This window comes from Roseovarius salis (assembly GCF_044472985.1).
GTDB lineage: Bacteria > Pseudomonadota > Alphaproteobacteria > Rhodobacterales > Rhodobacteraceae > Roseovarius > Roseovarius salis.
This window is the reverse complement of record NZ_JBISDG010000022.1, coordinates 39,139-58,790: the sequence shown is the minus strand read 5'-3', so window position 1 is coordinate 58,790 and position 19,652 is coordinate 39,139. Positions and strand designations below refer to the sequence as shown.

At 66.9% G+C, this 19,652-nt stretch carries 20 protein-coding genes; 9 read left to right on the top strand and 11 right to left on the bottom strand.

Translation table 11 applies throughout. The annotated features are described in order from the left end of the window. Window positions 1–54 precede the first annotated feature (54 nt). The 3 genes from pepN to gatB all read left to right on the top strand — a co-directional run bounded on the left by pepN (window position 55) and on the right by gatB (window position 5,838). Window positions 55–2,607, top strand: a complete 2,553-nt coding sequence (pepN, locus tag ACH13J_RS10965; RefSeq protein WP_397543370.1) for an aminopeptidase N — start codon at window positions 55–57, stop codon at window positions 2,605–2,607. Between the two features lie 380 nt (window positions 2,608–2,987). Beyond that, window positions 2,988–4,166: a hypothetical protein gene (locus ACH13J_RS10960; protein ID WP_397543369.1), complete on the top strand. Its 1,179-nt coding sequence runs from the start codon at window positions 2,988–2,990 to the stop codon at window positions 4,164–4,166. A 163-nt stretch (window positions 4,167–4,329) separates the two neighbouring features. Next, the gene (gene gatB / locus ACH13J_RS10955) at window positions 4,330–5,838 is read left to right on the top strand and encodes an Asp-tRNA(Asn)/Glu-tRNA(Gln) amidotransferase subunit GatB (RefSeq protein WP_397543368.1); all 1,509 of its coding nucleotides are present in this window, start codon (window positions 4,330–4,332) and stop codon (window positions 5,836–5,838) included. 62 nt (window positions 5,839–5,900) lie between these two features. On the opposite strand, the gene ACH13J_RS10950 is transcribed toward gatB, so the two are convergent. The 10 genes from ACH13J_RS10950 to ACH13J_RS10905 form a co-directional block, all read right to left on the bottom strand. Then, a complete protein-coding gene (locus ACH13J_RS10950) occupies window positions 5,901–6,383 on the bottom strand; it encodes a thioesterase family protein (RefSeq protein WP_397543367.1) in 483 nt (160 codons plus the stop codon). Window positions 6,384–6,465: 82 nt separating this feature from the next. After that, window positions 6,466–8,130, bottom strand: coding sequence for an ABC transporter permease subunit (locus ACH13J_RS10945; RefSeq protein ID WP_397543366.1), 1,665 nt, complete (start codon window positions 8,128–8,130; stop codon window positions 6,466–6,468). A 109-nt stretch (window positions 8,131–8,239) separates the two neighbouring features. Further along, a complete protein-coding gene (locus ACH13J_RS10940) occupies window positions 8,240–8,620 on the bottom strand; it encodes a DUF6746 family protein (RefSeq protein WP_397543365.1) in 381 nt (126 codons plus the stop codon). A gap of 48 nt (window positions 8,621–8,668) precedes the next feature. After that, the gene (locus ACH13J_RS10935) at window positions 8,669–9,328 is read right to left on the bottom strand and encodes a Fe2+-dependent dioxygenase (RefSeq protein ID WP_397543364.1); all 660 of its coding nucleotides are present in this window, start codon (window positions 9,326–9,328) and stop codon (window positions 8,669–8,671) included. A gap of 3 nt (window positions 9,329–9,331) precedes the next feature. Then, window positions 9,332–10,240, bottom strand: coding sequence for a hypothetical protein (locus ACH13J_RS10930; protein WP_397543363.1), 909 nt, complete (start codon window positions 10,238–10,240; stop codon window positions 9,332–9,334). A gap of 199 nt (window positions 10,241–10,439) precedes the next feature. Continuing rightward, window positions 10,440–10,925, bottom strand: coding sequence for a bacterioferritin (gene bfr / locus ACH13J_RS10925; RefSeq protein ID WP_397543362.1), 486 nt, complete (start codon window positions 10,923–10,925; stop codon window positions 10,440–10,442). After that, the gene (locus ACH13J_RS10920; RefSeq protein ID WP_397543380.1) at window positions 10,891–11,166 is read right to left on the bottom strand and encodes a (2Fe-2S)-binding protein; all 276 of its coding nucleotides are present in this window, start codon (window positions 11,164–11,166) and stop codon (window positions 10,891–10,893) included. The genes bfr and ACH13J_RS10920 overlap by 35 nt, the downstream gene beginning before the upstream one ends. 120 nt (window positions 11,167–11,286) lie before the next feature. Then, a complete protein-coding gene (locus ACH13J_RS10915) occupies window positions 11,287–11,754 on the bottom strand; it encodes a hypothetical protein (RefSeq protein ID WP_397543361.1) in 468 nt (155 codons plus the stop codon). Beyond that, window positions 11,751–11,912, bottom strand: coding sequence for a hemin uptake protein HemP (gene hemP / locus ACH13J_RS10910; RefSeq protein ID WP_397543379.1), 162 nt, complete (start codon window positions 11,910–11,912; stop codon window positions 11,751–11,753). Before hemP ends, ACH13J_RS10915 begins: the two co-directional genes overlap by 4 nt. Beyond that, on the bottom strand, window positions 11,912–12,064 hold the full coding sequence (locus ACH13J_RS10905) for a hypothetical protein (protein ID WP_397543360.1): 153 nt from the start codon (window positions 12,062–12,064) through the stop codon (window positions 11,912–11,914). The genes hemP and ACH13J_RS10905 overlap by 1 nt, the downstream gene beginning before the upstream one ends. Window positions 12,065–12,359: 295 nt before the next feature. Here ACH13J_RS10905 and ACH13J_RS10900 point away from each other — a divergent pair, with 295 nt between their 5' ends. The 6 genes from ACH13J_RS10900 (at window position 12,360) to ACH13J_RS10875 (ending at window position 18,406) form a co-directional block, all read left to right on the top strand. Next, the gene (locus ACH13J_RS10900) at window positions 12,360–12,836 is read left to right on the top strand and encodes an NUDIX domain-containing protein (protein WP_397543359.1); all 477 of its coding nucleotides are present in this window, start codon (window positions 12,360–12,362) and stop codon (window positions 12,834–12,836) included. 69 nt (window positions 12,837–12,905) lie between these two features. Continuing rightward, on the top strand, window positions 12,906–13,373 hold the full coding sequence (locus ACH13J_RS10895; RefSeq protein WP_397543358.1) for a DUF1178 family protein: 468 nt from the start codon (window positions 12,906–12,908) through the stop codon (window positions 13,371–13,373). 19 nt (window positions 13,374–13,392) lie between these two features. Beyond that, on the top strand, window positions 13,393–14,037 hold the full coding sequence (locus tag ACH13J_RS10890; protein WP_397543357.1) for an SDR family NAD(P)-dependent oxidoreductase: 645 nt from the start codon (window positions 13,393–13,395) through the stop codon (window positions 14,035–14,037). A 78-nt stretch (window positions 14,038–14,115) separates the two neighbouring features. After that, window positions 14,116–14,820, top strand: coding sequence for an ATP-binding cassette domain-containing protein (locus ACH13J_RS10885; RefSeq protein WP_397543356.1), 705 nt, complete (start codon window positions 14,116–14,118; stop codon window positions 14,818–14,820). 7 nt (window positions 14,821–14,827) lie between these two features. Then, entirely contained in the window at window positions 14,828–17,191 is a 2,364-nt protein-coding gene (locus tag ACH13J_RS10880) for an FtsX-like permease family protein (protein ID WP_397543355.1), read from the top strand. A 9-nt stretch (window positions 17,192–17,200) separates the two neighbouring features. After that, on the top strand, window positions 17,201–18,406 hold the full coding sequence (locus ACH13J_RS10875) for an HlyD family efflux transporter periplasmic adaptor subunit (protein ID WP_397543354.1): 1,206 nt from the start codon (window positions 17,201–17,203) through the stop codon (window positions 18,404–18,406). A 12-nt stretch (window positions 18,407–18,418) separates the two neighbouring features. Here the strand turns inward: ACH13J_RS10875 and ACH13J_RS10870 are convergent, their stop codons facing one another. Further along, window positions 18,419–19,642 (bottom strand): FAD-dependent oxidoreductase, encoded by a 1,224-nt coding sequence (locus tag ACH13J_RS10870; RefSeq protein WP_397543353.1) that lies wholly within the window; start codon window positions 19,640–19,642, stop codon window positions 18,419–18,421. Window positions 19,643–19,652: the final 10 nt, after the last annotated feature.

Below are 19,652 nucleotides of genomic sequence, written 5' to 3'. Positions count from 1 at the left end.
CTTGCAGCCCGGCGCCGTTCCGCTACACCTGTTTTCACAGACAGGGAGAGCCCGATGCGCGACGCCGCCCCACAGACGATCCACCTGGAGGATTACACGCCGTTCGGATATCTGGTCGACAAGGTCGACCTGACGTTCCGGCTTGCCCCCCGCGCGACGCGCGTGATCTCGCGCATCGCGTTCCGGCCCAACCCGGCGGCAGGCGACCGCCGTTTCTTTCTGCATGGCGAGGGCCTGAAACTCGTGCGCGCCGCGATCGACGGCCGGCCCGTCAGCCCGGAGCTGACGGAGGAGGGGCTCACCTGCCCCGTGCCCGACGCGCCCTTCGTCTGGGAAGCCGAGGTCGAGATCGCGCCGGCGGCCAACACCGCGCTGGAGGGGCTTTACATGTCCAGCGGCATGTACTGCACCCAGTGCGAGGCGGAGGGCTTTCGCAAGATCACCTATTATCCCGACCGTCCCGACGTGATGGCGCCCTTCCACGTGCGCATCGAGGGGGACGCGCCGGTGATGCTGTCGAACGGCAACCCCGGGGCCAAGGGGGCAGGATTTGCCGAATGGACCGACCCGTGGCCCAAGCCCGCCTATCTCTTCGCGCTGGTGGCGGGAGAGCTGGTCAACCACGCGGACAGCTTCACCACGCGGTCCGGCCGGATGGTGGACCTCAACGTATGGGTACGCCCCGGCGACGAGGGCAAGTGCGCCTTCGCGATGGAGTCGCTGAAAAAGGCGATGAAGTGGGACGAGGACGTTTACGGCCGCGAATACGACCTCGACGTGTTCAACATCGTCGCGGTGGACGACTTCAACATGGGCGCGATGGAGAACAAGGGCCTCAATATCTTCAACTCCGCGGCCGTTCTGGCCAGCCCGGACACCGCGACCGATGCCAATTTCGAACGCATCGAGGGCATCATCGCGCACGAGTATTTCCACAACTGGACCGGCAACCGCATCACCTGCCGCGACTGGTTCCAGCTGTGCCTGAAGGAGGGGCTGACAGTGTTCCGAGATGCGCAGTTCACCGCCGACCAGCGCAGCGCCGCGGTCAAGCGCATCTCGGACGTGATCACCCTGCGCGCGCGGCAGTTCCGCGAGGATGCCGGCCCGCTCGCGCATCCGGTGCGGCCCGAAAGCTTCGTGGAGATCAACAATTTCTACACCGCGACCGTCTACGAAAAGGGCGCCGAGGTGATCGGGATGCTCAAGCGGCTGGTGGGGGACGCGCCCTACTACCGCGCGCTCGATCTTTACTTCGAACGCCACGACGGCGATGCCGCCACGGTAGAGGACTGGCTGGCCGTGTTCGAGGACGCCACCGGGCGCGACCTGTCGCAGTTCAAGCGCTGGTACACCGATGCCGGCACCCCGCGCCTGCGCGTGAAAGAGGAATGGCGTGACGGCACCTACACCCTGCATTTCGAGCAGGAGACACCCCCCACCCCGGGCCAGCCGGAAAAGCCGCCGCGCGTCATTCCCGTGGCGGTCGGCCTGCTTGGCCCCAATGGCGACGAGGTACGCGCCACCGAGGTGCTGGAAATGACACAGGCGCGGCAGAGCTTCACCTTCGAGGGACTCGGCGCACGGCCCGTCCCGTCGATCCTGCGGGATTTCTCGGCGCCGGTGATCGTGGAGCGCGACACCAGCAACGCCGAGCGCGCCTTCCTGCTGGCGCATGACACCGATCCCTTCAACAAGTGGGAGGCGGGCCGCGGCCTCGCGCGGGAAGGGTTGCTGGCAATGCTGCGCGATGGTGCCGCGCCGGACCGCGCCTATCTCGACGCGGTGCAGGCGATGGCCCGCGACGACGATCTCGATCCCGCCTTCAGGGCGCTCGCCCTCGGCCTGCCCAGCCAGGACGAGTTGGCGCAGGCGCTGTTCGAGGCCGGCGAAACGCCGGACCCGCAGGCGATATGGGAGGCGCTTGAAACCCTGCGGCAGGCCCGGGCAGAGGCGTTGAAAGATCTCGCGCCCGGACTTTACGCCGCGCATCAGGTCGCCGCCCCCTACCGCCCCGACGCGGAACAGTCCGGCGCCCGTGCGCTGGCCAACGCGGCCCTTGGCATGATCACGCGCCTTGATGGCGGCGTTCTGGCCCGGACGCAGTTCGAAACCGCCAGCAACATGACCCAGCAGATCGCCGCCTTTTCGTGCTTGCTGCAGGCCGGAGAGGGCGACGACGCCACCCGCGCCTTTTACGACCAGTGGCGGCACGATCGCCTCGTGATCGACAAGTGGTTCATGATGCAGATCGTCAACGCGCGGCCCGAGACCGCGGCGGACGTGGCCGCCGACCTGACGGCGCATCCCGATTTCACGGTCAAGACGCCCAACCGTTTCCGCGCGGTTCTGGGGGCGCTGGCCTCCAACCCCGCCGGATTTCACCACGCGTCCGGCAAGGGATACGCGTTGCTGGCCGACTGGTTGCTGCGGCTCGACCCGCTCAACCCGCAGACGGCGGCCCGCATGTGCTCGGCCTTCGAGACATGGCGGCGCTACGACCCCGACCGGCAGGCCCTCATCGCGGCACAGCTGGACCGGATACTGGCCACGCCCGGCCTGAGCCGCGACATGACCGAGATGGCCAGCCGGATCCGCGCGGCCTGACCCCCGGCGTGCGGGATCGGGCAATCGACCTCTGGTTGACAATCCCCTATCACACTCCGCGAAAGCGCGTGCGGCGAATCCGTCCACGCAAAATGCAAGGAAATCAATGCCGTGCAAGGGCGCGGCGACGTATGCCTGACAGACTCAAGCGGGCAGCCCGGCAGAGAGCCGCATGTTTTCCAACGTGTCTCCCCCGACTCGCCCAATTTTGGGCGGAATAGCGTGCCATTGATGCAGCCGAATTTCAGCGAACCGGGAATTGGCAAGGTATGTTCAAGACACGTTATCGGCCCGACGGCCCAACCGCCGCGGCCTCGGGTTTGAGGGGGTTGTTCGGCGGGACGTCGCGCAGGGAAAACGCCGGCAGGCGCCGGCCCCGGATGTCCGAGCGCGAGCTCGACGCGCTCACCAAGCGGGTCATATTGCCCTCGCTGCCCGTGTCCGACGAGGAACGCGCCCGCGCCACGCACCAGGACGAAGGACAACGGCTCGCCCGGCAGGACCGCTGGCCCGACCTGTCGCGCAGGATCCGCCATGCCGACGCGCAGCGGCTGACGACGCCGGGCGGCGAAACCGCCTCGCTCCTGCTGGCCTTCGGCGCCCGTAGCGACGCGGTTGCCGCGGCCGAGGACGCGCTGCATGACGGGGTGGCGCCCGATCCCGAGGGCATGGCCGCACTGGAAGAAGTGCTGGAGGAAGAGCCCGGCGATTACGCCTGCGCGCTGGTGGTGGCGCTGGCCCATCTCGATATCGCGTGGGCGTGGCATACCATCATGTTCGCCACGGCACCCGAGGACAGCCTCAACCGGGCGCACGCCCACCTGGAGCGGGCCGGGCAACTGCTGTCGGCGCATGATGGCGTCGCGCTCGACGCACCATCGATACTGGCCGCGCAATGCGCGCTGCACGCCACCCGCGAGGGGCGCGGGCGCCGGCTCGCCGACGACTATGCCAGGCTGATCGAAATGGACCCCGAAGGCCAGCGGCACATGCGCGCCATGGGGCGGCACCTTCTGCCGCTTCTGGCAAGCGACCCGACGATCCTGGAGGTAGAGGCACGGCGCATCGCCTCGCTGACCGAGGCGATCTGGGGATCGGGTGGCTATTGCTGGGTCTACTTCGACGCCCTGTCAACCGACAGCCGGGCGCTGGAGCTCATGGACCCCGAGATATTTGTCGAGGGGATGGAACACATCATAGACCGCAAACGCGACCAGCACATCGTCAACGAGTTCGCCGCCTTCTGCGCCATCGCCATGGCACCCGGCGGCGCCCGCGACCGGGAATTGTCGCGACAGGCGGACCAGACGCGCGCGCGGCTACACGACCGGCTCGACTGGATCCTGTCCACCTACATGCAGGAACTGCACCCGTTGATCTGGTCCCAGACGCTTCTGGCGCCGGGCCGGATTCCGCAGCTGCCCTCGCGCCGCGCGCTGGTCGTCAAGGGCCGGCAGACCGCGCTGCGGATCATCGCCGCGCGCTTTGCCGCCGACATCTCCGACGGCAGCTCGATCGCGTTTTCGCCGCACGGGATGTACCGCCTGCCCGCGCTGTGATTGGCGCGGTCCAGGACCCTGCAGCCCTGCCGCGCCCGGATACGGGCGCCGGCCCTTCCCCGGCCGGGCCGGAAAACGATGCGCCCGCGGCCCCCTCGGCCCTTGCCGGGCAGGGCCGTCCGGTCTAGAACCCCGGCGGATACGCCACGGGAGCCGCACGACCATGCTTGACCTGACCTATGAGCCCCCCCAGCCCAAGGTGATCGCGGGCGCAAAGCACGACTGGGAACTCGTGATCGGCATGGAGGTGCACGCCCAGGTCGCCTCGAAGGCCAAGCTCTTCTCGGGCGCCTCGACAGAGTTCGGCGCCGAACCGAATTCGAACGTCTCTTTCGTGGACGCGGCCATGCCCGGGATGCTGCCCGTGATCAACGAATTCTGCGTCGAACAGGCGGTGCGCACCGGCCTGGGACTGAACGCGCGCATCAATCTCTGGTCCGCCTTCGACCGCAAGAACTATTTCTATCCCGATTTGCCGCAGGGCTACCAGATCAGCCAACTCTATCATCCCATCGTGGGCGAGGGCGAGATCCTCGTGGACATGGAGCCGGGCATCGCGCGCAAGGTGCGCATCGAGCGCATGCACATGGAACAGGATGCCGGCAAGTCGATCCACGACATGGACCCGCACATGTCCTTCGTCGATCTCAACCGCACCGGTGTCTGCCTGATGGAGATCGTCAGCCGCCCCGATATCCGGGGGCCTGAAGAGGCCGCCGCCTACGTCACCAAGCTGCGCCAGATCCTGCGCTACCTTGGCACCTGTGACGGCAACATGCAGAACGGCAACCTGCGCGCGGACGTCAACATCTCGGTCTGCCGGCCCGGCGACTACGAGAAATACCAGCAGACGCAGGACCACGGCCACCTCGGCACCCGCTGCGAGATCAAGAACATGAACTCGATGCGCTTCATCCAGATGGCCATCGATTACGAGGCGCGCCGCCAGATCGGCATCCTGGAGTCGGGCGGCTCGGTGGTGCAGGAAACCCGCCTCTACGACCCCGACAAGGGCGAGACACGCTCCATGCGCAACAAGGAAGAGGCGCATGATTACCGCTATTTCCCCGACCCCGACCTGCTACCGCTTGAAATCGAGCAGGACTGGGTCGACGGCATCAGGGCATCGCTGCCGGAGCTGCCGGACGAGAAGAAGGCGCGCTTCGTCACCGAGTACGGCGTGACCGAATACGATGCCGGCGTCCTGACCGCCGATCGCGACCTCGCCCGCTACTTCGAGGAGTCGGTGGGCGGCGGCGACGGCAAGAAGACCGCCAACTGGGTCATCAACGAGGTGCTGGGCCGGGCCAACAAGGCAGAGGTCACCGCCGGCGAAATCGTGGCACCGCAGGTCAATGCCGAGATACTCGCCATGGTCGCACGCGACGAGATATCGACCAAGATCGCCAAGCAGGTGCTGGAGGTCCATATCGAGACCGGGCGCGCGCCGTCCGAGATCGTCGAGACCGACGGCCTCAAGCAGGTCACCGACACCGGCGCGATCGAGGAGGCCGTCGACCGCATCATCGCCGACAATCCCGCGCAGGTCGAAAAGGCACAGTCGAACCCCAAGCTCGCAGGCTGGTTCGTGGGCCAGGTGATGAAGGCCACCGGCGGCAAGGCCAATCCCAAGACCGTCAACGAGATCGTTCAGAAAAAGCTGGGGCTCTGAGCGGCGCTCATCAGCCCTTGCGGGCTTCTTCGCGAAGAGCCCCCAAGGGGGCGATGAGCGCCTCAGGCCGTGCGCCTGATCCCGATCCGCCGCCCGACGCCGTCGGGATGCCCCAGCTCCGCGTGCTCGTCCGCCAGTGCCGCGATGCGCTTGCGGATGTCGGCGGGCATCGGCGCAACCCTTGGCCCATCGCGGTTCACGTGCAGGGTCAGCCCCTCGCCCGTGGCCACCAGCGCGCCGTCCTCGCGGAACATCTCCTGGAATGTGTGAAACCGTTTCTCGTCGTGGTCGATCACCCAGATCGAGCATCGCACCCTGTCGCCCAGCTTCACCTCCCGCAGGTAGCGGACATGGAACTCTGCCGAAAAGGTCGTGTGGCCCGTCGCGGCCACGTAATCGGGGCCGAACCCGATCCGTTCCCACAGCTCGTCCGCGGCACGGTCGAAAAGCACCGTGTAATAGCCCATGTTCAGGTGGTCGTTGTAGTCGATCCAGTCTTTCTCGATACCCAGGAAGGCGGACATGAACGGGCCGGTTTCACTCATCTTGACACGCGCGCTGTTTGCAATTCCGGCAAACTAGGCCGGTCATTGGAGGTGTGCAAAGGGTTTCTGCCGCCTTGGAGCATCAGCCCGACTTCACCGCCGCACCAAGCCGCGCCGCGCGGCGCCCGTTGCGCGCCCCGCCCAGCGAGCGGCACAACACCGCCACGGGGATCAGCCCGAACACCACCAGCGCGAGCGAGGGCACGGCGGCCTCCGACAAACGCTCGTCGGCGGCCAGCCGGTGCGCCTGAACGGCGAGCGTCTGGAAATTGAACGGGTGGAGGATCAGCGTCGCCGGAAGCTCCTTCATCGCGTCCACGAACACGATCAGCAGAGCGGTGAGCACCGAGGCCCGCGCCACTGGAAGATGCACGCGCCACAACAGCCGCGGTCCCGGCTGGCCCAGCGAGCGGCCGATGGCGTCGAAATGGCCGGGGATGGTGGCCATGCCGCTGTCATAGGCGTTGAGCGCAGCGGCCATGAACCGCGCCATGTAGGCCACCACCATCAGCCAGATCGAGCCGGTGAAAAGCAACCCGGTATCGATGCCGAAGCGCGCCTCCATCACCGCGTCGATCAGGTTGTCGAGGGCGGCCATGGGCACCATCAGCCCCACCGCGATCACACCGCCGGGCACGGCGTATCCCAGCCCTGCACCGATCACCATCAGCTTGGAACCGCGCCCGGGCCGCGTCCGGGCGCGGAACCCGATCATGACCGCGCCGGCCACGGTGAGCACAGCGGCCACCCCGGCCACCGTGACCGAGTTGCTCATGAGTTTCATGTAACGGCCCGAGAACAGCTCCTGCCCGGATCCGAGCGCCATCGCGCCCAGCATGATGACGGGAATGACAAACCCCATGAGCACCGGCAGAAGGCAGATCGCGCAGGCCAGCCAGCCGCCTGCCCCCGTCAGCCGGGGACGCTCCATCGTCTCGAACCGCGCACCGCGGCCGGCGGTTCGCGCGCGGCCGCGCTGTGCGCGTTCCAGCCCCGCCACGAGCAGGGCGAACGCCAGCAGGCAGAGCGACAGCTGCGCCGCCGCCGGCCGGTCACCGAGAGAGAACCATGCCTGATAGATGCCGGTCGCGAAGGTCTGCACGTTGAAGAAGGCGACGGTGCCGTAGTCCGCTATCGTTTCCATCACCGCCAGCAATGCGCCGCCGGCGATGGCCGGCCGGGCCATGGGCAGCGCCACGCGCAGGAACGCCCGCACCGGCGAGCGGCCGAGCGTCCGCGCCACGAGGAACGCGTTGGCGGATTGCTGGCGAAACGACGCCCGCGCCAGCAGGTAGACATAAGGGTACAGAACGATGGTCAGCATCAGCGCCGCCCCCCCCAGAGAGCGAACCTCGGGGAACCAGTAGTCGCGCGGCCCCCAGCCCGTCACCTCGCGCAGGAGCGTCTGCACCGGGCCGGGATGGTCCAGCATGTAGGTGTAGGCATAGGCCAGGACATAGGCTGGAAAGGCAAGCGGCAGCGCCAGGGCCACTTCCAGCCAGCGGGCGCCGGGAAAGCTGTAGACGGTGACAAGCCACGCCGTGATACTGCCGATGAAGGCCGTGGAGAGGCCGACGATCACGACGAGCAGCAGCGTCGTGCCCGCATAGCGCGGAAGAACCGTCGACAGCACGTCGCGCCATGTCTCCAGATCGCCGGTCAGCGCCGACAGGGCGGCCGCGAGGATCGGCGCGACGCAGAGCGCCGCGGCGATCCAGGCGAGACGGTGCAACATGCGTTCGGTCATTGTCGGGGTCCCGGCCACGTCGAAAGCTCGCGCATCGCTGCCACATCCGGCGAGGAGACGCCAGCCGGAACCCGACTAAAACGCTGCGGCAAAAGGTAAGCCGCCGGCCTCACCGGTCGAGCAATCTGGCCTTTTCCAGATACGCCTCGGCCACGCCCCTCAGCCGCGCCGGGTTGTCCCCCTCGGATGACAGGTGCACCTCTTCCAGCACGACCGGCAGCGCGCCAAGCTGCTCGTTGATCTTCGCAAGCGCCACCTCGATGGTATAGGTCAACTGGTGCACCTCTTCCATGTCCTGCACGGTAAGCGGGTCGCGCGCCAGCACCTTTTCCATCTTGCGGTTGTAGGTGACGAAATCCTCGATCGCGTCCTCCAGCGTTTCAGACGGCTGCGCCGCGTAGTGCTCCACGTCCTGTTCCGCGGCCACCGGCAGCGCGCCGCCCAAGGCAATCAGGGTGCCGGCAGCGACGAGTTTCAAGGAATGTTTCATGGGCTCTTTCCCTCTGGTCTGATGGTCCGGCTGCCGTCCGGCGGGGCGTCAATCATCGGCCCACATCCGGTAGAGGTTGCTTTTCGCCTTGAAGAGGCGGTCGAAAGCCGGGGTTTTCCCGTGCTCGTCAAACATGGAGCGCGTGACCGCGTCGAGATCGTGCAGGATCTCGCGCCGCGCCGGGTCGCGCACCCAGCTGGTGACCCAGCCCACGATGGCCATGCGCTCGCCCTCGGTCACCGGCTCCACCCGGTGCAGCGCCGAGGTGGGGTAAAGCACCATGTCACCGGCGCCCACGCGGATCACGCGTTCTTCCATGGGATCGTCGATCACCAGCCCGCCGCCCGCATAGTCGCCCGCATCGCTGAGCGGCAGGGTGAAGGACAGGTCGGTGCGGGCGCCCTTCATGATCGGGTCGTCCACATGCAGCCCGTATTCCATCCCCGAACGGTAGCGCGACAGCAGCATCCGCGCGAACTTGCGCGGACGCGCCGCCGACTTGAAAAGCTCATGCGCCATCAATTTGCCGCGCACGGTCTCGAAGATCGCATCGAGCTCCCGGCAGGGTTTCGCCTGCAGGTTCGCCTTTACATCGCGGGCATACCGCCCGGCGGTGGTCTTGCCGTCGGAATACTCCAGCCCGGCGGCGGCCTCCCGCAGGGCCGCCACCTCGTGCCGGTTCAGGACATCTCCGATGACGAGGAACATGCTCTACGACAGTCCCGCCTTGGCGAATTCCATCCGCGCGGCCGCACCGTAGATCACGCCCGGATCCATCTCGAAGTCGCCCTCGCCCTGGAGATCGCCATAAACGGCGCCGGTCGCGCCGAGCGCCTTTTGCATCTTGGCTACCGCGTCGGCGACAGCGTCGTCGCCACCTTCGGCCAGGGCGGCCAGCTGGTCGCTGACGACCTGCAGGAATCCCCAGCTGTCCTGGTATTCGTGCAGGTTGGCGATCTTGCCGCCCTCGGTGGCCACCGTGTATTCGTCACCGGCCACGCGCACCAGGTCGATGAGCCCTGCAAGGCGCTTTTCGGTGGAAATCTCCTGACGCGCCGCGTCGAGCGTGAGCACTACACGGTCATGCAGCGGGCCGACCTCGGCGACGGGGTCCCCGTTCTCGGCGGCCTGCGCGAGCGTCTTCAACTCCTGACCGAGACGCCCAAGGCCACGGTCCTCCATGGCGCTGGCCACGGCGTCATACTTCTCTTCAATGGGATGGCCGATATGCGTTCTGGCAGCCTTCAGATCACCAGCTTCGTAGAGCGCGAGTCCGGCTCTAAGGTGGCCCTGCATGAAAGCGAGATCGCGAACCAAGCCGGCTTCGGGATCCAGCGAAGCACCTTCGCCCTCGCCTTCACCTTCGCCTTCACTTTCACCTTCACCTTCGCCCTCGCCCTCGGCGGAAGCTTCGCCCTCGCCTTCGGTCATGGCATCCGTGGCATCACCCTCGCCTTCACCCGAGGCGAGCTGGACCCACTCCTGCGTCTGCGATGTTTGCGGACTGATCGCCGTCGCCTGCGCGGCGCTGCCACCGGCCACGGCCGCGGCTAGAGTGCCGAGCGCAAGGCCGCGCCGTGCCGTCACGATCCGCCGCGGTTTTCCGGATTCGTCCGTCATATCTCCATACCTCCATCTATCCTGACAAAAACATTTGGTATTAATCACCACGGGCGGTGTTAACAAGACCAACTGATTTTGTCGGAATTGACCGCCCCCTTGCTGCACGGACAAGGCGCCCTGAACGCGAAAGGCGGCCCCCCGGGCCGCCTTGCAACACTCGTTTCGGATTTCCGGCCGTGGTGCCGTGCGACGCGCGTTACTCGCCCTCGTCGGCGCTGCTGGCATTCAGCAGGCCATAGCGTTCGCCGCCGATCTCGTCGAAGAGCTCCAACTGCGTTTCGAGAAAGTCGATATGCCCTTCCTCGTCCGCAATGAGTTCCTCGAAGATGTTCTTCGACACATAATCGCTGACGCTTTCGCAGTGGCCGCGCGCCTCGATGTAGAGCGTGCGCGCCTCGTGCTCGGCGGTCAGGTCTGCCTCCAGCGTCTCGCGCAGGCTCTCGCCCACGCGGATCGTGTCGAGTTTCTGCAGGTTCGGGTGCCCGCCGAGGAAAATGATCCGCTCGATCAGCTTGTCGGCGTGGTGCATTTCCTCGATGCTTTCCGCGCGGGATTTGGCGGCGATCTTGCCGTACCCCCAATCCTCCTGCAGGCGATAGTGCAGCCAATACTGGCTGACCGCGGTCAGCTCGCTGCGCAGCGCCTTGTTAAGGTACTCGATAACCTTTTCGTCGCCCTTCATCGGTGTCTCCCTGCGATGCGGCCGCGCGATCCTCGCGCGCCTCCGTCGGTATCACGAAACTGTCACACTGATGCATCGTGTCAAGGAATACGGGCAGGCAGCCGCCGCAATCCGCCTTCTTGCCAAGGGCGCGGTACACCTTGCCCGGCGTGATGAGGGTATCGGGGTCCGCCGCGCGCATCCAGTCCACAGCGGCCCGAATGTCACGGTCCGTGATCGACATGCAGTGACAGATGATCATGTCAGCCTTCCTTTGCGCCGCCATCTTCTGGCGCTCTCCTGATTCCAGAGATACGCACGACTCGTCCACTGATCCAGAGTTTTTTTGTCGGTTTATCCGCCTGCGATGCCATGTCGCCCCCTAATGGACTGTTGGTGCCACGGGCCCGGGCCCCGCGCCGGCGAGGTCCGCGCGGTAAAGCAACAAGCCGGCCTGCCGCGCGGCCTCGGTGAAACGGGGCAAGAGCGGCCCCTCCACCATGAGCGAGCCCACCAGCATCGCGTCCTCGCGGTCGCCCGTGGCCGCCAGCATCACGAAATGTGCAAGAACGGCCTCGTCCGCGCCCACGCACGCGCATCCCGCACCGTGCCGCACCAGCTTGCGACGGCCATGACCGGCCACGACCCGCAGCATATCGCCAAGGGCGCGATGGCACACCGCGGCGGCGTCCGGCGCCATCCGTTCGCCCAGCATCTCGGCGATCCGCGCCACGCCGTCCGGCCCCTCCGACCAGTGCCGCAGCGCCTTGACAACAAGACGCTCGCCACCGGGCAGGCTGTCGAAGGCGGCCACGGGGTAACCGCCGCGCATTTCCGCGGGCTGTTTCATTTGGTCAGGATCAGCTTGCCGGCGCGGGTGATCCGCAAGGTGTAAACCTTGCCATCGAGCCCGATCGTGGCGGTCGCGCCATCCCCGACGAGATCGCGCGCATCGTATTCGGGGCGCGCAACGGTCGCGCCATCGGTCTGCCCCTGGCGCAGCGTCATCATGGCCGGCCCTCCTCTATACGGTCGAGCAGATGCTCCAGAACCAGATCTACCGGGAGAAGCCCCGCCATCGCCATTGCCGCGAGATCCGGCCGCCGCGGCGCCACGGCCCGCCTGTCGGGAGGCGTCTTTGTGGTGTGTTGCAGTGTCATCGGTCGCTCCTGTTGGGATCGGCTTGTCCGGGCTGGCCCACAGCAGGGTTGGCTATCCTATTTCTGATATTTTTGGTCACCTTTGTCAATTCCGATATTTTTGGTCAGAAACGGCGCATGCCGGTGACCACAAAGGGCGCGCCCCACCCGTGACGGCCGGATCGTTCGGCAAAGCGGCCTTTTACGGCGCCCCAAACGCCGGCGGGGGCAAATCGGGACTCGCCAAACCGGCCCGTCCGAGTTACGATGTATATACATAATTTCAGAGCAGCACGGGCTAGGGGAGGGCAACCCGGTGACCCAGCACAATTTCAAGCAACTGCCGATTTCCCTGCGCTCGCGGCACAAGACGGACGTGCGCACGCAATTCGCGGCACTTTGCTACCGCATCCGCAAGGACAAGCCCGAGTTTCTCTTGGTGACCTCCCGCCGCACCGGTCGCTGGATCATCCCCAAGGGCTGGCCGGTCGACGGCAAGACCCCGGCGGACAGCGCCTTGATGGAGGCATGGGAAGAGGCCGGCGTGCGCGGACGTGTCACCGGCCCTTCCCTCGGCCTGTTTTCCTATTTCAAGGACGGGCCGGGCGAGGACGGGCTGCCCTGCGTCGCGATGGTGTTCCCGGTGCGTGTGCGCGGGCTGAGTGGCCGCTACCCCGAGCGCGCCGAGCGCAAGCGCAAGTGGATGCGCCCGAAAAAGGCCGCCGCCAGCGTCGGGATGCCCGAACTTGCGCATATCCTGCGGGAATTCGACCCCAGACTGCTGCGGCGCTGAGCGCGCCGGGCCGCTTGAAAAACCGGCCCGAGGCGTTAATTATCGCGCAGTTCAACAGCGGAGAGTTCCGTGATTCAGTTCACGCTGAAATGCGACCGTGACCACAGGTTCGACAGCTGGTTCCAGTCCGCCGGCGCGTTCGACACGCTCAAGGCGTCGGGCATGGTGGCCTGCGCGGTGTGCGGATCGACACAGGTCGACAAGGCGCTCATGGCCCCGCGCGTCCACAGCCGCGACGCGGAACGCCCGGCGCCCGATACGCCCGAAGACGGCAATGGCGGCGCCGCCTCCGGCACGCCGCTGTCGACCCCGTCCAGCCCGGCGGCACAGGCCCTTTCCGAACTCAAGCGGCGCATCGAACAGCATTCGGATTACGTGGGCCAGAATTTCGCACGCGAAGCGCGGGACATGCACGAAGGCCTGACACCCGAGCGCCCGATCCACGGCGAGGCGCGCGCCGAGGAGGCTCGGAAATTGATCGAGGAGGGCGTGCCCGTCACGCCCCTGCCCTTCCTTCCGGGGCGCAAGACCAACTGACACGACCGAGGAGAGCTCCATGCACGTTGTGATCACCGGGGCGAACCGGGGCATCGGGCGCGCGCTTCACGACCGGTACACGGCGCAAGGCCACACGGTAACCGGCACCGCAAGGGCCGGCGGGGAATTCACCGAACTCGACGTCATGCGGCCCGAACAGCACCGCACCCTTGCACGGTCGCTCGACGGTCAGGCGGTGGATCTTCTGATATGCAACGCCGGGATCTACCCGGACAAGGGCCAGTCGCTGGCCGACGGTTTCTCGCCAGAGACATGGGCGCAGACGATGGCCACCAACGTGACGGGCGTTTTCCTGTCCATCCAGGCGTTGCTGCCCGCGCTCCAGCAGGCGGGAGGCGGGAAAATCGCCATCATGTCCAGCCGCCTGGGCAGCCAGGAACTGGCGGCGGGCGGCAGCTATGCCTACCGCGCCTCCAAGGCTGCCGCGCTGAACCTGGGCCGCAACCTCGCAGTCGATCTGCAACCGCTCGGCATCGCCGTTGGCATCTACCATCCGGGGTGGGTTCGCACCGGCATGGGCGGAGACGCGGCGGAAATCGGCGTTGACGAAAGCGCGGATGGGCTGATCAGGGAGTTCGCGGCGCTCAACATCGAGCGGACGGGATGCTTTCGCACGTGGGACGGCCGCGACCTTCCGTTCTGACCGGGGCCCCGGATTGATGTGTGTCATGGTCAATCGCGCCGCGGGCCGTAGGGTCGCGGTACAGCGATTGGTGCGGATATGGGCACGGTTTTCCGAACACATGACCTGACCAAGGTCTACGACACCGGCACTCTCGAGGTCCGGGCGCTGGACGGCGTGAGCCTCGAACTCTTCACTGGCGAGCTCGCGGTGCTTCTGGGGCCCTCGGGTAGCGGCAAGTCCACGCTGCTCAACATTCTGGGTGGGCTCGACCACGCGACCTCGGGCAAGGTGTGGTTCCGCGACCTAGAGCTGACGGCGCTGAACGACCGACGCCTCACGCGGTACCGCCGCGCGCATGTTGGGTTCGTCTTCCAGTTCTACAATCTCGTGGCCAGCCTGACGGCGCGCGAGAACGTCCAGCTCGTCACCGACGTGGCCCCCGACCCGATGCCGGCCGAGGAGGCGCTGGCACAGGTGGGGCTGCATCACCGGCTGGATCATTTCCCGGCCGAGATGTCGGGCGGCGAACAGCAAAGGGTGGCCATCGCGCGCGCGATCGCCAAGCGGCCCGAGGTGCTGTTGTGCGACGAACCCACCGGGGCGCTGGACAGCAAGACGGGCGTGCAGGTGCTGGAAGTCCTGGCCGACGTCAATGACAGGCTTGGCACCAGCACGGTGGTCATCACCCACAACGCCGCCATCCGCAAGATGGCGCACCGGGTGGTCTATTTCCTCGACGGGCACATCGACCGGGTGGAGGAGAACACACAGCGTCTGTCGCCTGCGGACATCAGCTGGTGACGGGCCGATGAACGCGCTGGACCGCAAGCTGCTGAGGGATTTCCAGCGTCTGTGGGCACAGGCACTGGCGATCGCGCTTGTGCTGGCCTGCGGCGTCGCGATCCTGCTGACGACCTTCGGCACCTACGGCGCGCTGGAGGAAACGCGCCAAGCCTATTACGAGCGCAACCGTTTCGCCGACGTCTTCGCCGCCGCCAACCGCGCGCCCCGCGCGCTGATGGCCGAAATCCGTGCCATCGACGGGGTCCACGCGGCCGAGGCACGGGTTTCGCAGCTGGCGGTGCTGGACGTGCCCGGCCAGCCCGAGACGGTGACCGCGCGGCTGCTGTCGCTGCCCGCGGACGGCCGTCAACGCCTCAACGTGCCGGTGCTGCGCACCGGGCGCCTGCCCGATCCCGGCGCCACCGACGAGGTGGCGGTGAACCAGCCCTTCGCCGAGGCCAACGACCTGCGCCCCGGCGATACCTTCGAGGCCAACCTGAACGGGCGCAAGCGTGAGCTGACGCTGACCGGCACGCTGCTGTCGCCGGAATTCATCTACACCATCGGGCCCGGTGCGTTGATGCCCGACAACGAGACCTTCGGCATCGTCTGGATGCCAGAGCGGGCGCTGTCGGCGACCTTCGACATGGACGGAGCCTTCAACGAGGTAAGCCTCGATCTCGGGCCGGGCGCGCGCGAACAGGACGTGATTGACCGGCTTGACCACCTGCTTGAGCCCTATGGCGGTCTGGGGGCCCATGGCCGCGACACCCAGCTGTCCAACAGCTTCATCGATTCCGAGCTGGAACAGCAGAAAACCGCGGCGATGATCCTGCCCCCCATCTTCTACGGGATATCGGCCTTTCTCGTGGGCATGGTCATCAGCCGGATCATCGCGCTGGAGCGCAGCCAGATCGGGTTGCTCAAGGCGATAGGCTACTCCAGTGCCGAGGTTTGCCTTCATTACCTCATGCTGGCCGGGCTGATCGCCCTTGCCGGCGTTGTCATCGGCTGGGGGGCTGGAACGTGGCTGGCCCGGGCGCTGGCGCGGCTTTACGCCCAGTTCTTCGACTTTCCCTACCTGATCTACAACCTCAGCTATACCGCCTATGCCCTGTCCGGGCTGCTGGCGCTGGCAAGTGCCGCTCTCGGGGCGGCGCGCAGCGCACTGCGGGCGGCGTGGATGCCCCCGGCCGTGGCAATGGCCCCGCCCGCGCCGCCACGGTTCAAGCGCACCGCGCTGGATCGCGCGCTTACCGCCATGCGGCTTTCACAACCGGCGATGATGATCCTGCGCAGCCTGATGCGCTGGCCACTGCGTTCGGCGGCGACGGCTCTCGGCCTGTCGCTGGCGGTCGCCGTGCTGGTGGCGTCGGGGTTTTTCTCGGCCGCGCTGGACGAGATGATCGAGACCACCTTTGACCGCGGCAACAGGCAGGACGCCATCCTGCTGTTCGAGCCGGACGTGCCGGAAACCGCGCTGGCGACGGTGGGGCGGCTGCCCGGCGTGCTGCACGCCGAGGGCCAGCAGTTACAGCCCGCCGTGCTGCGCCACGGACACCGGGAAAAGGACGTCGCCATCGAGGGCCGCCGTCCGGGCGCAGATCTTGCGCGCATCATCGCAACCGACGGTCGGGTGATCGACCCGCCCGCGCACGGGCTCTTGCTGTCCGAACGGCTGGCGACACATCTCGGCGCTGTACCGGGCGACCGGGTCGAGGTCGAATTCCGCGGCGGGATCAACGAGACACATGCCGTTCCGGTCGCAGGGGTCGTGACGCAGTATGTCGGGCTGGGGGCCTACATGCATATCGACGCACTGAACCGGCTGTTGCGACAGGCCCCCCGCATTTCCGTCGCCAACATGAAGATCGACAGCCATGCGCTGCCGCGGCTGCACGAGGTGCTCAAGAACACGCCCGAGCTGACCGGGCTTGTCCAGATGGGCAAGATGCGCCGTTCATTCGAGGCCACGATCCGCGAGAACGTGGTCATTATGACGTCGATCTATGTCATCATTGCGGTGCTGATCACGATCGGGCTGGCCTATAACGGTGCGCGCATCCAGTTGTCGGAACGCGCCCGCGAACTGGCCAGCCTGCGGATACTGGGCTTCACCCGCGGGGAAGTCTCCTTCATCCTCGTGGGTGAGACGATGCTGCTGGCCGCGCTCGCACAGCCGGCCGGATGGCTTCTCGGCGCGGGGATCGCCCATGCCCTGGCCGAGGGATCGACCAGCGATCTCTACGAGATCCCGCTCGTGCTGGAACCGTCGGGGTTCGCGCTTGCCAGTCTCGTCGTGCTTGGCGCGGCGCTCGGCTCGGTGCTGATCGTGCGCCGGCGGCTGGACCGGATGGACCTTGTCGAGGTCATGAAAACACGCGAATGAGGTGAAGCGATGAAACCACGCACCGTAATCCTCGGGGGCATCGGCCTGCTCGCGGCGGGGGCGCTGGCCATCGTCGCCTTCCGCACCGACCCGGTGCCGGTCGATCTCGCGGTCGCGACCCGCGCACCCATGCAGGTCACGGTGGATGTCGAGGGCAAGACCCGCATCGCCGAGGTCTACGAGGTTGCCGCCCCGATCCGCGGCACCGCCCGCCGCGCGCCCGTGCGGGCCGGGGACGCGGTCACGGGCGGCGAAACCGTCGTCGCCATCGTCGAGCCCGCCGCGTCAGACCCCTTGGACCCCCGCAGCCGCGTGCAGGCCGAGGCCGCCGTACGCGAGGCGGAGGCCGGGCTGCACATGGCGCGCAGCAACCTTAGGCAGGCCGAGGAAGAGCTGGAACTCGCCCGCAGTGAATACCGCCGGGCCAAGCAACTGGTGGATCGCGGGGTCGCCTCGCTCACGCGGCTGGAAAACGCCGAGCAGGCCCTTGGCGTCCGGCAGGCCGCGCAGGAGGCTGCCATCTCGAACCTCGAACGCGCCAAGGGCGCGCTGGACCGGGCGCGCGCCGCCCTGATCGAGCCGGGCACGGATGACCCGGTTTCCGAGGAATGCTGCCTGAAGATCAAGGCGCCCGTCGATGGCCGCGTGCTGCAGGTGGACGTGATAAGCGAGAGCCCCGTCACGGCGGGCACGCGCCTGCTGTCCATCGGTCAGCCCGACGACCTTGAAATCGTCGCCGACGTGCTCTCCACCGATGCCGTGCGGCTGCAGGTCGGCGACCGGGCGATCGTGGAACGTTGGGGTGGCACGCCGGCGCTGGAGGCGCGGATTTCACGGATCGAGCCATCGGCCCGCACCAAGGTTTCGGCCCTAGGGATAGAGGAACAGCGGGTGGACGTGGTTCTCGACCTCGTATCGCCGCCGGAACAACGCCCGGCCCTTGGGCATGGCTTCTCCGTCTACCTGCGCATCGTGGCGTGGCAGGGGGAAGATGTGCTGCAGGTGCCGCTCGGCGCGCTGTTCCGCCGCGACGGGGAATGGGCCGTGTTCACCGCCGAGGGCGACATTGCCCGGCTGCAACATGTCCAGATCGGCAGAACGTCGGAATTCTCGGCTCAGGTGCTGGACGGGCTGTCAGAGGGCGACAGGGTGCTGCTGCACCCGGGCGACCGGATCGAGAACGGTGTTGCCATCGTCGCGCGCGAGGCACTTTGACACCCTGGCGTCTCAGATCACCGCGCTTTCGGACAGGGGGGCGCCGTGCAGGATGCGCTCGTAATGGAAAGGCCGCAGGTCGAGGCTGCGATAGGCGCCGTGCGCGATCCATTCCGCGATGCCGCGCCCCATCGCCGGCGCCTGCTGCAAGCCATGGCCGGAGAACCCGTTCATGAACAGGAAGTTGGCAACCTCCGGATGCGGGCCGGTCACGGCATTGCGATCCAGCGTGTTGTAGGCGTAATGCCCGGCCCATTCCGAGATCACGCGCAACGCGTCGAATTGCGGGATGCGGGCAGCGATAGCGGGCCAGACGCGGGATTCCCACAGATCGTGGTCCATGGTGAAATCACCCGGGTCCACGGCCGGGTCCGGGTCGGGGCTGGCGCCGGCCATGTAGGTGCCCGGCCCGTCCTGACGCACGTGCACACCCGAGGGATCCACCGTCAGCGGCAGCGCCCGGTCGAGCGGATGCGCCGCCGAGAAAACCCATGTGAACCGCTTGCGCGGCTCTACCGGCAACGCGATCCCGGCCATGCGCGCGGTGTGCGCCGCCCTCGGCCCGGAGGCGTTGACGACATGCCCACAGGCGACCGAGACACCCGAGGCAAGGGTGACGCGCTCAACCCGCCCGCCCGCGGGGGATAGGGTCATGCCCGTGACCTCGCCGGCGATGAATTCCACGCCCCGCTCCCGGGCCATGCGCCGCCACCAGTCGAACACCGTGCCGCTGTCCCAGTAGCCCTCGTCGGTGGTGTTATGACTGCCCAGCAAAACGCCTTGGAGGTCGTAGAACGGGTACGCGGCGGCGATCTCGTCCGGCGTCAGCAGCCGGGTTTCGGCGCCGCAGGCCGCCTGTACGGCCTGTGCCGCGCGCAGCGCCTCTGCCGCGCTTTCGGACCCCGCAAGGTACATGTAGCCAAAGGCATGCATATCCACGCCCGGAACACGCCGATCGCCCCCCATGCTGGCGCGGAAATCGCGGATATAATCGGCGCAGAAGCGCGAGATTTCCACGTTGAGGGCCGTGCTGAATTGCTGGCGCAGGCAGGAGTTGCTGTGCACGGTCGAGCAGGCCGAATAGCCGGGATCGCGTTCGACCACCAGAACCCGGCCGTCGAAATCGGAACTGTCGGCAAGAAACCACGCGGCGGCAGCGCCCATCATGGCGCCACCCACGATGACGACGTCATAGGCGCTGCGGGCCGGGTCTGTCGGAATGCGCGCTTTCTGCATGGCGGTCCCC

Bases quoted from the DNA above. Each gene is read 5' to 3' on its own strand.
- pepN (WP_397543370.1), top strand. From the start codon at position 55: ATGCGCGACGCCGCCCCACAGACGATCCACCTGGAGGATTACACGCCG.
- ACH13J_RS10960 (WP_397543369.1), top strand. From the start codon at position 2,988: ATGTCCGAGCGCGAGCTCGACGCGCTCACCAAGCGGGTCATATTGCCC.
- gatB (WP_397543368.1), top strand. From the start codon at position 4,330: ATGCTTGACCTGACCTATGAGCCCCCCCAGCCCAAGGTGATCGCGGGC.
- ACH13J_RS10950 (WP_397543367.1), bottom strand. From the start codon at position 6,383: ATGAGTGAAACCGGCCCGTTCATGTCCGCCTTCCTGGGTATCGAGAAA.
- ACH13J_RS10945 (WP_397543366.1), bottom strand. From the start codon at position 8,130: ATGACCGAACGCATGTTGCACCGTCTCGCCTGGATCGCCGCGGCGCTC.
- ACH13J_RS10940 (WP_397543365.1), bottom strand. From the start codon at position 8,620: ATGAAACATTCCTTGAAACTCGTCGCTGCCGGCACCCTGATTGCCTTG.
- ACH13J_RS10935 (WP_397543364.1), bottom strand. From the start codon at position 9,328: ATGTTCCTCGTCATCGGAGATGTCCTGAACCGGCACGAGGTGGCGGCC.
- ACH13J_RS10930 (WP_397543363.1), bottom strand. From the start codon at position 10,240: ATGACGGACGAATCCGGAAAACCGCGGCGGATCGTGACGGCACGGCGC.
- bfr (WP_397543362.1), bottom strand. From the start codon at position 10,925: ATGAAGGGCGACGAAAAGGTTATCGAGTACCTTAACAAGGCGCTGCGC.
- ACH13J_RS10920 (WP_397543380.1), bottom strand. From the start codon at position 11,166: ATGATCATCTGTCACTGCATGTCGATCACGGACCGTGACATTCGGGCC.
- ACH13J_RS10915 (WP_397543361.1), bottom strand. From the start codon at position 11,754: ATGAAACAGCCCGCGGAAATGCGCGGCGGTTACCCCGTGGCCGCCTTC.
- hemP (WP_397543379.1), bottom strand. From the start codon at position 11,912: ATGACGCTGCGCCAGGGGCAGACCGATGGCGCGACCGTTGCGCGCCCC.
- ACH13J_RS10905 (WP_397543360.1), bottom strand. From the start codon at position 12,064: ATGACACTGCAACACACCACAAAGACGCCTCCCGACAGGCGGGCCGTG.
- ACH13J_RS10890 (WP_397543357.1), top strand. From the start codon at position 13,393: ATGCACGTTGTGATCACCGGGGCGAACCGGGGCATCGGGCGCGCGCTT.
- ACH13J_RS10885 (WP_397543356.1), top strand. From the start codon at position 14,116: ATGGGCACGGTTTTCCGAACACATGACCTGACCAAGGTCTACGACACC.
- ACH13J_RS10880 (WP_397543355.1), top strand. From the start codon at position 14,828: ATGAACGCGCTGGACCGCAAGCTGCTGAGGGATTTCCAGCGTCTGTGG.
- ACH13J_RS10875 (WP_397543354.1), top strand. From the start codon at position 17,201: ATGAAACCACGCACCGTAATCCTCGGGGGCATCGGCCTGCTCGCGGCG.
- ACH13J_RS10870 (WP_397543353.1), bottom strand. From the start codon at position 19,642: ATGCAGAAAGCGCGCATTCCGACAGACCCGGCCCGCAGCGCCTATGAC.